Source organism: Mesorhizobium helmanticense (genome assembly GCF_003034915.1).
GTDB classification, from domain to species: Bacteria; Pseudomonadota; Alphaproteobacteria; order Rhizobiales; family Rhizobiaceae; genus Mesorhizobium; species Mesorhizobium helmanticense.
Window position 1 is genome coordinate 96,646 of record NZ_PZJX01000045.1, and the last position, 11,697, is coordinate 108,342.

General features: G+C 62.1%; 10 protein-coding genes and 1 pseudogene. 4 read left to right on the forward strand and 7 right to left on the reverse strand.

Annotated features, from left to right (window positions below):
• Nucleotides 1-74 precede the first annotated feature (74 nt).
• The 3 genes from C9427_RS24430 to C9427_RS24440 all read right to left on the reverse strand — a co-directional run bounded on the left by C9427_RS24430 (nucleotide 75) and on the right by C9427_RS24440 (nucleotide 3,863).
• A complete protein-coding gene (locus tag C9427_RS24430; protein WP_107651633.1) occupies nucleotides 75-1,199 on the reverse strand; it encodes a sugar ABC transporter substrate-binding protein in 1,125 nt (374 codons plus the stop codon).
• Nucleotides 1,200-1,504: 305 nt separating this feature from the next.
• Nucleotides 1,505-2,533 carry an HTH-type transcriptional regulator GntR gene (gene gntR, locus C9427_RS24435; protein WP_107651699.1) on the reverse strand — a complete coding sequence of 343 codons (1,029 nt, stop codon included), beginning with the start codon at nucleotides 2,531-2,533 and terminating at the stop codon, nucleotides 1,505-1,507.
• A gap of 175 nt (nucleotides 2,534-2,708) precedes the next feature.
• Complete coding sequence (locus C9427_RS24440; protein ID WP_425351677.1) at nucleotides 2,709-3,863, reverse strand: MFS transporter; 1,155 nt, start codon at nucleotides 3,861-3,863, stop codon at nucleotides 2,709-2,711.
• 266 nt (nucleotides 3,864-4,129) lie between these two features.
• On the opposite strand from C9427_RS24440, the pseudogene C9427_RS24445 reads away from it, so the two are divergent.
• Nucleotides 4,130-4,405 (forward strand): annotated as a pseudogene (locus tag C9427_RS24445) (DUF3175 domain-containing protein); the annotation flags it as partial.
• A 20-nt stretch (nucleotides 4,406-4,425) separates the two neighbouring features.
• Here C9427_RS24445 and C9427_RS24450 read toward each other — a convergent pair.
• Together C9427_RS24450 and C9427_RS24455 are read right to left on the reverse strand one after the other, a co-directional pair.
• The gene (locus tag C9427_RS24450) at nucleotides 4,426-5,202 is read right to left on the reverse strand and encodes a FadR/GntR family transcriptional regulator (protein ID WP_107651636.1); all 777 of its coding nucleotides are present in this window, start codon (nucleotides 5,200-5,202) and stop codon (nucleotides 4,426-4,428) included.
• 91 nt (nucleotides 5,203-5,293) lie between these two features.
• Nucleotides 5,294-6,190, reverse strand: coding sequence for an NAD-dependent epimerase/dehydratase family protein (locus C9427_RS24455; RefSeq protein WP_107651637.1), 897 nt, complete (start codon nucleotides 6,188-6,190; stop codon nucleotides 5,294-5,296).
• Nucleotides 6,191-6,308: 118 nt separating this feature from the next.
• Here C9427_RS24455 and C9427_RS24460 point away from each other — a divergent pair, with 118 nt between their 5' ends.
• Nucleotides 6,309-7,247 carry an NAD(P)-dependent oxidoreductase gene (locus tag C9427_RS24460; protein ID WP_107651700.1) on the forward strand — a complete coding sequence of 313 codons (939 nt, stop codon included), beginning with the start codon at nucleotides 6,309-6,311 and terminating at the stop codon, nucleotides 7,245-7,247.
• A gap of 90 nt (nucleotides 7,248-7,337) precedes the next feature.
• Here C9427_RS24460 and C9427_RS24465 read toward each other — a convergent pair whose 3' ends face one another.
• The gene (locus tag C9427_RS24465; protein ID WP_107651638.1) at nucleotides 7,338-8,120 is read right to left on the reverse strand and encodes a FadR/GntR family transcriptional regulator; all 783 of its coding nucleotides are present in this window, start codon (nucleotides 8,118-8,120) and stop codon (nucleotides 7,338-7,340) included.
• 215 nt (nucleotides 8,121-8,335) lie between these two features.
• Nucleotides 8,336-9,325, reverse strand: a complete 990-nt coding sequence (locus tag C9427_RS24470) for a sugar-binding protein (protein ID WP_107651639.1) — start codon at nucleotides 9,323-9,325, stop codon at nucleotides 8,336-8,338.
• 477 nt (nucleotides 9,326-9,802) lie between these two features.
• Between C9427_RS24470 and C9427_RS24475 the strand changes: the two genes are divergently transcribed.
• Both C9427_RS24475 and C9427_RS24480 read left to right on the forward strand, forming a co-directional pair.
• Nucleotides 9,803-10,546 carry an ATP-binding cassette domain-containing protein gene (locus tag C9427_RS24475; protein WP_006336418.1) on the forward strand — a complete coding sequence of 248 codons (744 nt, stop codon included), beginning with the start codon at nucleotides 9,803-9,805 and terminating at the stop codon, nucleotides 10,544-10,546.
• Nucleotides 10,547-10,618: 72 nt separating this feature from the next.
• Nucleotides 10,619-11,617: an ABC transporter permease gene (locus C9427_RS24480; protein WP_107651640.1), complete on the forward strand. Its 999-nt coding sequence runs from the start codon at nucleotides 10,619-10,621 to the stop codon at nucleotides 11,615-11,617.
• Nucleotides 11,618-11,697 lie beyond the last annotated feature (80 nt).

Below are 11,697 nucleotides of genomic sequence, written 5' to 3' on the forward strand. Positions count from 1 at the left end.
CCAAGCCAGTTTGACGAACAGGGAATGGAGCATGCCCGGCGCCGCGGATTTTCCCGCGGCGCCGGGCGATCAGTCTACTGGTTTTCCTTAGTCTGGCCCATGATTTCCTGCGCGGTGAAATTGATGCCGCAGGTCGGGAAGGAATTGCCGACGAAGAAATTGTCCGACTGGTCGGGGAAGTAGTCCTGGCCCGCCTTGAAGTTGGGATCCTCGACGATCGCCAGCGGCAGCTTCACCGATTGCGGCACCACATTGCCCTCAAGTGCTGCGATCGCCGTCTTGATGGCAACCGCCACCTGGGCGGGGCCGGTGCCGGCCGAAGAGCATTTCAGCCCATCGCCGGCATGAGCCGCGCAGAACTTGCGAAAGCCGTTCTCGGTCTCGCCGCCGAACGGCACGAAAGCATGCTTGGCATCGATCATCGCCTGCACGATGCCAGTGTCGCCGCCCTGCCCGGTGATGCCGTCGAAGGGACCGTTGGTGGCAATGGCGTCGGCCGTGGCCTTCTGCGCCACGCCGTCGTCCCATTTGCCGACGACTTCGGTGACCTCCCACTTCTTGCCGGAAGCGTCGAGGGCCTCATGGATGCCGTTGTGGCGGTCGGTGTCGACCGACGTGCCGGCAACGCCGCGCACTTCGAGCACCTTGCCGCCGTTCGGCACATGCTTGATCAGCCAGTTGCCCCACAACTCGCCAAGACCCTTCTGATCGACGTTGACGTTGATGGCATCCTTGGTATCGAGAATGTTGTCGAAAGCCACCAGCACGACACCGGCTTCCTTGGCGCGCTTGATGACCGGTCCGAAAGCTGTTGGATTCTGTGCGTTGACGACGATCGCGTCATAGCCGGAATCGATGAAGTTGTTGATCGCCGAAATCTGTGCCGGCACATCTTCACCGGTCGAGACGACCTTGAATTCCTTCAGTTTCGCGGCGACATCCGGCTGCGCGGCATAGGCCTTCGCAGTCTGCACCATTTGGATGCGCCAGGTGTTGGCGATGTAGCCGTTGGCGAGCGCGACGCGGTAAGGGCCTTCCTTTTTGGGAAACTTGAAGAACTGCGTGTCGGCCGCCCACGGCGCAAAACAGTCCGGCTCGGCCGCCGGCCCCTTGACGATTTCAGGATCGGCGATCGCCGACGAGCTCAACATGACGAATGCAGTGGCGGCAACGATGCCACCAACGAGTGACTTGATCATCGATATTCCTCCCAGTTGCAGTTTTGATTGTTGTTAGCAGCCATGACAATTCACGCGTCTGGCCGGGCACCTCCCGCCTTGCCGTCGCGCTCTTGAGCCGGGCCGTTTGCCTGCCCGATATCCTCTCCTTGTGATCCCGCAAGCAGCAGCAAAAACTATCATATTATACATAATAAACAAGTATTATCTGTCGCTTATGTATAATAAACAGACTTCGGGCCTTGTCTCAGCTTTTGCGTCAGCGCCATATGGTAGCGCTACCATGGCGGGGTGTAAAGGACCATTGTGCTACGTCTGGAATGCGTTCAGCGTGCCGTGCTCTCGCGGCGTATGAGCTCGAAGCCGAGGTCGACCACCCGCTGCTCCGGCCGTTTCCCTGCGATCGCCGCCAGCGCCATGGCGACCGAACGCCGGCCAATCTCATAGCGATAGGTGCGGATGCTGGTGATCGATGGGAACGCAGATTGCATCATGTCGAGATCGTTGAAGCCGACGATGCCGATGGTTCTCGGGACAGCGATCGCGGCGCGGTGGCACTCGAACAGCACGCCGAGCGCGATATCGTCATTGTTGCAGAAGACGCCGTCGAGCGTCGGTGCCTTGGCCAGCGCATCGCGAAACAGTTCACGGCCAAGCGTGACGCTGGACGGCACAGGCGTGGTGGTGACCAGCCGTGCATCGAACAGGCCTGCAGCTTCCATCGCCGCGCGATAGCCAGCCAGACGCCGCTGCGACCGCGGGTCCATGCGCGCACCGATGAAACCGATCCGCCTGTAACCCGCCTCGATCAGATGCTCCGTCGCCGTGCGTCCGCCGTCGAGATGCGAGAAACCGACCAGCATGTCGACAGGATCGGGCCCTGTTTCCATGACCTGCACCACCGGGCAGCCAGCTGTCTCCAGCAATTTTCGCGCGGTCGGCGTCTGGTTGATGCCGGCCACGATCAGGGCTGCCGGTCGCTGCGGGCCAAATACCTGCAGCAGCCGTTCTTCCTCGAGGCCAGAATAATGCGTGTTGCCGAGCTGGACGCGGAATGGGCCGTCCGACAGGCTGTCATAGATGCCGCGCACCACTTCGGCGAAAACGTTATTGGTGAGCGACGGCACCAGAACGCCGAATACGTCGGCACGCGCCGAGGCCAGCGCGCGCGCATTCGGATCGGGCACATAGCCGAGTTCGTCGACGGCCACCTGGATCTGGCGCCGCAAATCCTCCGAAACGCGCTCCGGCTCGCGCAAGGCGCGCGACACGGTGATGGCGCCGACGCCGGCCTTGCGCGCGACATCGGCGATGGTGGGGCGGCCGCCGCCACGGCGCGAGCGTGGCTTGATCATGGCCTTGCCCCCGGCACCGGGCCTTTGCCGATGCGCGGTCGCAGCGTCAACCTTGTCGCCATGCTCATCCCGCTTCCTCGCCACGCCGCGTCAGCCCGGCGTCGCGCAGCCTCTGCCCATTGTCAAGGCCAACAGTCCGTGGCGGCATCAACGCCAGGACGCTGGCTCCAACTCCTCAGGCCATCGCCATGGCGCTGCGCCGCGCCTTCCACATCAGAAGACCAATGGCCACCAAATTCACCAGATTCCAGGCGATGCCGTTCAGGAATGCGGCTGCGTAGGAGCCAGTGAGGTCGTAGATCCAGCCCGACATCCAGCCGCCGACCGCCATGCCGAAGATGGTCGCCATGATCACGATGCCGACACGCTGGCCGGCCTCCTTGGCTGGCATATAGTCGCGCACGATGATCGCATAGCAAGGCACGATACCGCCTTGCGACAGGCCGAAGACCAGCGAGACGACATAAAGCGAGGCAAGCCCATCGAAGGGGATGTAGAACAGCAGCGACAGGCATTGCAGCACCGAGCCGATGAGCAGCGTTTTCACCGCGCCGATGCGATCGGCGAGGAACCCCGATGCCAGCCGGCTGACGACGCCCGCCGCCAGCATGATCGACAGCATGTCGGCGCCTCGCGCCACGCCGTAGCCGAGGTCCATGCAATAGGCGACGATATGGACCTGCGGCATCGACATCGCCATGCAGCAACCGAAGCCGGCGACGACGAGCAGCACCTGCAGGGCAGTCGGCGACAGCGAGATCGGCCGGACTCGCTGGCTGCCGCGCGATCCGGCGGCGGCGGCAAGTGGCGCGCGGCGCTTGAGCAGCAGAACCAGCGGCACCATGGTTGCGAGGCAGACGACGCCGATCGCGGCATAGGTAAAACGCCAGCCTTCGCTCTGCATGACATAGGGCATCACCATCGGCCAGATCGTCCCGGCAAGATAGCTGCCGGCAGCGGCGGCCGCCACCGCGACGCCGCGCCGGCGGTTAAACCAGTGCGAGATGTCGGCGATCAGCGGGCCGAAGATCGCCGACGTGCCGATGCCGATCAGAAGCCCCTGCGCAAGGGTGAACCCAAGGATCGAGGTGGTCAGCGACGCCAGCAAGAATCCGGCGCCGAGCGCGATTGAAGCGATCAATGCCGGGATCCAGTAGCCCATGCGGTCGATGGCGCGCCCTACCACCACGTTGCCGGCGGCGAAGCCGACCATGGTCGCGGTATAAGGCATTGAGGCAGCCGCCCGATCGACACCGAATTCGGCCTGCACGGCGGGCAGTACGACTACAACTGCCCACATGCCGACACCGCCGATTGTCGCCAGCAGCATCGAGATGGCGAGCCGTATCCAGGCGTAGGCGCTGTCGATGCCGGGGCTGCTTGCCTGGCTGGCGGCGGTTGTGGTCAAGAAGTTTCCTGTCCGCGGTTTTAAAAATCGACCGGTTCCTTCGCCACTATCGACGCATTCGTGGCGCTGAGCAGCGCCACATCAGCAATTCCGTGGCTCCAGGGATTTGAAGCCGCAATGGAACAGCGGCCACCGTCCGGAGTTCTCCATGAACTCACGGTGGAAGGAGTTTTGCCACGACCGCAAAAAGAAAATGGTCGGCCGAGGTGACCGAACACAGCGACGCCATGGATCTCGAGGAACACGTCTTCGAATCCCATGACGCCAGGAAGATCGCGGCCTCGCTGAAGCGCTCGGCCGAACACAGCGACCGGCGCAAGGCCGAGCCGTTCCAGTCCGCCATGTCGATGCTGAACTTCTACATCAACCGTGCCGGCAAGAACCTGCCGGCCAGGCAGAAGATAGTGCTGGAGGACGCAAAGGACGAGCTGCGCGCCGCCTTCGGACGCCCGAAAGAAGATTAGGACCGCACCTCAGTATCGACCTATCTCGACCTGATGACGACGTCGGTATTGGCCAACAGCTTGCGCACCGCAGTGCGCGCCGCATCCGGCTTTTTCAGGCGAATATTCTTCTCGATCGCCTCGTGCAGCTTTTGCGCGTGCTGCAAATCGTCAAGCTCCCGCGTCGTATAGGCGAACAGATGATCGAACGCCGATTCAATCAGCACGCCGAGCGGCACCAGGAGATCGTTGCCCGACGCCCTCAGGATGGCCAGATGAAAGCGCGTGTCGGCGCGGGTGCGTTCCTGCAGCGTTGCCGCCTCGCCCATCTCGCGGCAGGCCTGGCTGATCTCGGCCATCTGCTCATCGCTGCGCCGCATGGCAGCGAAGGCGCTGGCCTCCGGCTCGATGATATGGCGGAATTCCTGCACGGTTTTCAGGAAAACCTCGCGGTCGGGCGAAGTTGCGTACCAGGCGAGCACGTCGCGGTCGAGCAGGTTCCAGCGTTCCTTCGGCTCGACCCAACTGCCGATCTTGGGACGCGAGGCCAGCAGGCTTTTCGCCATCAGCATCTTGATGGCTTCCCGCACCGCCGAACGGCTGACATCGAATGTCTCGGACCATTTGGCTTCGTTAGGCAGGATGGTTCCCGGCGGATAATCGCCGCGCACGATCCGCAAGCCGATCTCGTTGGCAAGCGACGCATGCACGCTCGAGCCAGGAATGCGGGCCGCATCGGCCCGGCGAACGGCGGCCGGACGTTCGGCGGGCGCCGCACCGGCCAATTTTTTTTCCCTGTTCGGCTTTGCGTCCCGCATCCGTCCCAGAAAGTCCGGATTTCAAAGCCTGTCAAGCATAGGACCGCAAAGCCTGTTTCTGTGCACAGATCAGCCTCGGATCGTCAGTCGATCAGGCCATTTTGACATATTTCCGCCAGCTGTGCTCCGGACGGAAGCCAAGCACGTCCCTCGCCTTGCGGTTGGAGAGCAGCGTCTCATATTCGCCGAGTTCAACCTTGACCGGCACGTCGGGATAAAACCGCTTCAGCAACTCGGCTGTCGGCAGATCGGACGAACAATCGTCATTGGCGGCATTGAACACCTGATAGCCAAGCCCGTCCTTTTCGATCGCCCGCAGCGTGATCTGGCCAAGGTCGCGCGCATCGATGTAGCTCCAGGCGATGCGCTTGCGGAAACCCGGATCGGCGAACCATTTCGGAAACAGCTGGTATTCATGCGGCTCGATGACGTTGCCGATACGCAAGGCATAGATATCGGTACCGTTGCGTTGAGCAAACGCCCGTGCCGTCTTCTCATTGACGACCTTTGACAGCGCGTAGCTGTCCATCGGATCGACGTCGTACTCCTCATCGAGCGGGAAATATTTGGGATCGCGTGGCTCGTTGGCGAAGACCAGCCCATAGGTCGTTTCGCTGGAGGCGATCACGACCTTTGGGATGCCGAGTTTCACCGCTGCCTCGATGATATTGTAGGTGCCGAGCGCATTGATGCGGAACACTTCGTTGTCGGTCGTGATCATGATGCGCGGGATGGCCGCGAAATGCACCACGGCGTCGACCGGCTGCGCGCGCAGCGACGGATCGAATTCATGCAAGCCCATATAGCTCGACAGCGCGTTGAACACTTGCCCGCTGTCGGTGATGTCGGTGACCAGCGTGCGCACCTTGGGATTGTCGAGCGGCTTGGTGTCGATATTGAGTACCTGGCAGCCATGCTCGACCAGATATTCCACGACATGACGCCCGGCCTTGCCGCTGCCACCGGTGAACATGATCCGCTTCGTCATTTTGCTCTCCACATTGCTTGGGAATTGTGTGTATTGTCGGACAATATTGCATTTTGCAACCGCCTGCGGCAAGAACGGCAGCGCTATTATCGATAATTTCCAGACAGGACAAAACGACATGACCACGACTGCCGCGAGCGAAAACATCGGCTTCATCGGCCTTGGCCTGATGGGGCATGGAATCGCCAAGAACATCGTCGACAAGGGCTATGCGCTGACCTTTCTCGGCCGCAAGAACCGCAAGCCCGCGGAAGATATGCTTGACCGGGGCGCCAAGGAAGCAACCACCTCGCGCGATGTTGCGGCGGCATCCGATATCGTCTTCATCTGCGTCACCGGCTCGCGTGAGGTGGAAGCCATTGTCCGCGGACCGGGCGGCCTCAAGGAGGGCTTGAAGAAAGGCTCGGTCGTCGTCGATTGCTCAACCTCCGATCCGGTTTCGACGGTGGCCATCGCCGCCGAACTCAAGGCGCTCGGCGTCGACTATGTCGATGCCCCGCTCAGCCGCACGCCAAAGGAGGCCTGGGAAGGCACGCTCGACGCCATGGTCGGCGCCTCCGATGCGGTTTTTGCCCGTCTCAAGCCGGTGCTCGACACCTGGGCCGGACGCATCGTCCATATTGGCGGCACCGGCGACGGTCACCGCATGAAGCTGCTCAACAATTTCATTTCGCTCGGCTATGCGGCGATCTACTCCGAGGCGCTGGCGCTAGCCGAGAAGGTCGGCATTTCGCCGCCGCGTTTCGACAGCGTCATCCGCAACGGCCGCATGGATTGCGGCTTCTACCAGACATTCATGCGCTGGACGCTGGAGGGCGACCGCGACGCCCATAAATTCACCATTGCCAATGCCTTCAAGGACCTCACCTATCTCGAATCGATGGCAGGAGCGGCCGGCATCGCCAACCCGCTCGGCAATGCCACCAAGAACGCCTTCGCAGGCGCCTTCGCCGCCGGGCCTGCCGACCAATATGTGCCGATGCTGGCAACGCATGTCGCCAAGGTCAACGGTGTCGACCTGATGCCGACCAAGGACGGGAAAAAGCAGACGATTTGAGCGCGACCGGCCGGCCTCAGGATTTCACCTGATTCAATTCAGGAGGACCGACCTCTATATCATTGTTCGGATTTCGATTCTCGCGATCGATCACCGCCGCGATCGTCCGATCACATCATCGGTGTTGGCTAGCAATCTGTGGACTGCATTGCGCGCCGCGCCCGGCCGCCGCAGACGGATGTTCTTCTCAATCGCTTCATGCAGCGCCTGCGCCCGGCGCTGGTCGCTGGTTTCGCGGGTGACGAAAACAAAGAGATGGTCGAGCGCGGATTCGATCAGCACGCCGAGCGGCACCAGCAGGTCGTTGCCCGACGCCCGCAAGATGGCGAGATGAAAGCGCGTATCGGCGCGCGTGCGTTCCTGCAGGTTCGTGGCATCGCCCATCTCCCGGCAGGCCTGGCTGATCTCGCCCATCTGCTCTTCGCTGCGCCGGATAGCGGCGAAGGCACTGGCTTCGGGTTCGATGATATGGCGAAATTCCTGCACGGTGCGCAGGAACGCCTCGCGGTCGGGTGCGGTCGCATACCAGGCGAGCACGTCGCGGTCGAGCAGGTTCCAGCGCTCCTTCGGCTCGACCCAACTGCCGATCTTGGGGCGCGATGCCAACAGGCTCTTGGCCATCAGCATCTTGATCGCCTCGCGCACCGCCGAGCGGCTGACGTTGAAGGTTTCCGACCATTTGGCTTCGTTGGGCAGGATGGCCCCGGGTGGATAGTCGCCGCGCACGATCCGAAGACCGATCTCGCTTGCCAGCGAGGCATGGACGCTGGAGCCCGGAAAGTGTGCCGCATCGGCGCGCCGAAAGGCAGCCGGAGGTCTGACCGGCACCTCGGCCTTGGCGGCTCGTTTCCTTGATTTCCCGTCGTCCGGCATCCACGTTCCAATGCATCGGCAGTCTGTCGCGGGCCACGTCGGGAATGTCAGTTTCCTTGCCGAATTGCCCTTCGCCGAAAATGCGAAACTATGGGCGCGCCGAAACTGGGGCATTCCGCCCCGAGCGCGCTGCTTTGTCTCTTGTCATGAACCGGGCACATTCCATGACCCGGGATGGCGGGGCGCCGTAAGCCGGCGCCCCCCGAAATCGCGGCCTACTTCTGGATGCAGGTGTCGACCGTGTCCTTGGTGCATTCGTCGAGGCCGGTAAACACCGGATCGGCAACGGTCTTGCCCTCGATCAGGTCGATCATCACCGACGGCGCCTTGTAGCCCATCTCGAACGGCCGCTGGCCGACGAGTGCGGTGACAAGGCCATCACGGGCGATTGCCACCTCGTCGCCGATCGTGTCGGCAGCACCGATGACGAACTCGTTCTTGGCGATCTTGTCGGCCATCGGCTTGAACAGGTCGCGATAAGGCTGCGGCGCGCCGAACAGCGGCCAGCCGCCCATAATGCCGAAAGCGTCGAGATCGGGGTTGGCAGCGAGGATGTCGGTCATCGCCTGGACACCCTTGGCGCCGTCGTCATTGGTGAACACCGGGCAGCCGGCGACTTCCGTCCAGCCGCCTTCGCCGGCGAGCGCCGCGAGGCCTTCCTTGCCGGAGAGCGCATCGCGCATGCCCTGCGCGCGGCGCAGGATGTTGTCGGCCGCGGGATTGCCTTCGATGGTGCAGATCTTGCCGCCGTTCGGCTTGCCCTTCTTGATGTACTCACCGATCTTAAAACCCATCAGATAATTGTCGGTGCCGAGATAGGTCTTGCGCAGGCCGGCATCTTCCTTGGTCAGATCGGCGTCGATGGTCATGATCGGGATCGTCGGATTGGCGCTCTTGATCGTCTGCGCGATCAGCGGCGCGTTGGACGGCGAGATAGCCATCGCCACCGTGTCGGGCTTGCTCAGCATGTCCTGGACGATCTGCGCCTCGCCGGCCTCGTCGGAAGTCGACGCCGGACCGGTATAGAAGCACTCATACTCCGAGCTGGCATTTTCCTTGTTCCATTTCTGGCAACCCTGGTTGATGGCCTCGAAGAACGGATTGTCGAGACCCTTCACGACGATGACGAGTTGTTTCTTGGCTAAAGCCGGCCCGGCGCCCAGCACCATGACGGCGGCAGCGGCGAGCAATAGTGATTTCCTCATGTCAGTCCTCCCTTGAAAACAGACGGACACGACGTGCCCGCCACACAGACCGACCCGGACCAAGCAATGACAGAGGATCGTTGCACGAACGCTCATGTCGCCAAGCCAGGTCGATAAGCATTTCCAGATACGATCTCGAACCTGCTCGACAAACTCTGCTGTCGGCGTGCCCTTGACCCGGTAAGCCTCCGCCGACCCACCCGGCAAACCGGCAACAGGGTCGGGATATTCTCCTCCGACGCTTAGCTAATATCGGCTCGCCGCCAACGTCAATCTCTATTTGTCCTACAAAACTGATTTTTAAAAGCTCCCTCCCCGCAATTCGTCGGACAATTGCCAGATCTTATTCGTCCGACAATTGACGCCAGTGCCGGCATTCGCATAATGGACTTTAAAATCGCTGTCTCCGGGAGGAGCTGGGGAGAGCGGGCCGCGGCAGAACCGCAGGCCGGGAAGCACGGGGAGGCAAGAAGGCTGGTGGCGGTTCTCGAACTCACCAATATCTCGAAACATTTCGGCGCCATCCAGGCGGTCAACGACGTGTCGCTGTCGATCGAGCCCGGGCAGGTCGTCGGCCTGATGGGCGACAATGGCGCCGGCAAGTCGACCCTGGTCAAGATGATCGCCGGCAATTTCCGCCCGAGTCATGGCACGATGCAGATGGACGGCAAGGACCTGATCCTGCACAAGCCGGTCGAGGCGCGCCAGCACGGCATCGAGATCGTCCATCAGGACCTGGCGCTGTGCAACAATCTGACGGCCGCCGCGAATGTCTATCTCGGCCGCGAGCTGCGCCGGGGCGTCGGGCCGTTCCGCATCCTCGACTATGCCGCCATGTACAAGCGCGCCGGCCAGATCTTTGCGGTGCTTAAGTCCGAAACCCGGCCGCGCGACCTCGTCAAGCAGATGTCCGGCGGCCAGCGGCAAGCGGTGGCGATCGCCCGCACCATGCTTTCCCAGGCCAAGATCGTGCTGATGGACGAGCCGACGGCGGCGATCTCGGTCCGGCAGGTCGCGGAAGTGTTGAACCTGATCCGCCATTTGCGCGACCAGGGTATATCAGTCGTGCTGATCAGTCACCGCATGCCCGACGTCTTTGACGTCGCCGACCGCGTCATCGTCATGCGGCGCGGCCGCAAGGTCGCCGACAAGACGATCGCATCGAGTTCGCCCGAGGAGGTCACGGGCCTGATTACCGGCGCCATCGAGCAGGTGTCATGAAAGTGGTCCGGAATTTCGAAGCTTGGAATTTGCCGTGCTGGCGCGTTTGGCCACCGGCATGAGAGGTCGATAATGGCAGTCACCCTTGACCAGACGATTGAACAGAAACAGCACACCTTGCTTTCCAGGGTGTTCGCCACCCAGACCTTCTGGGTGGTGATTGCGGTCATCCTCGCCTGCCTGTTCCTGTCGTTTGCCACCGATTCCTTCGCCACCCCGAAGAACCTCTACAACATTACCCGCAACGTCACCTTCGTCGCCATCGTCGCGCTCGGCATGACCTTCGTCATCATCACCGGAGGCATCGACCTGTCGGTCGGCTCGGTGCTTTGCCTGTGTTCGATGATATTGGCCGTCACCATGCATGCCGGCTACTCGATCGAGATCGGCATTGCCGCCGCGATCGCGACGGCGCTGATCGTCGGCGCCTTCAATGGGATTCTGATCGCCTATCTCGGCTTTCCGCCCTTCGTGGTGACGCTCGGCATGCTGTCGATCGCGCGCAGCCTCGCCATGGTCGCCTCCAATAACACTGTCGTCTTCCAGTTCGGACCGGACCACGACAAGCTTCTGGCGTTGGGCGGCGGAGCCTGGGTGTTCGGCATTGCCAATCCGGTGCTCTACATGATCCTGCTGGCGCTGGTCACCGGCTTCGTCCTGCGCTGGACCAAATTCGGCCGGCACATCTTCGCCATCGGGGGCAACGAGCATGCGGCAACGCTGACCGGCGTTCCGGTGCGCCAGATCAAGGTCGCGGTCTACATGATCTCGGCGCTGGCCGCCGGCATAGCCGGCATCATCCAGACCGGCTGGCTGGGCGCCGTTACCACCAATCTCGGCAACGGCATGGAGCTTCAGGTGATCGCCGCCACCGTCATCGGTGGAGCCAACCTGGCCGGCGGTGTCGGCACCGCCTTCGGCGCCATTGTCGGCGCGGCGCTGATCGAGGTCATTCGCAACAGCCTCGGCCTGCTCGGCATCAATGCCTTCTGGCAAGGCGTTTTCATCGGCGGCGCGATTCTGCTCGCGGTCCTGTTCGACCGGATCCGCAACTTCCGGCGCAGCGACTAGGACCGAGCCCGTTATTCGTTCTCGTTCCTATCGCTCAGTCTGAAAATCGGCCAACGCAAAGCACGGCTGGCTTCAGCCAG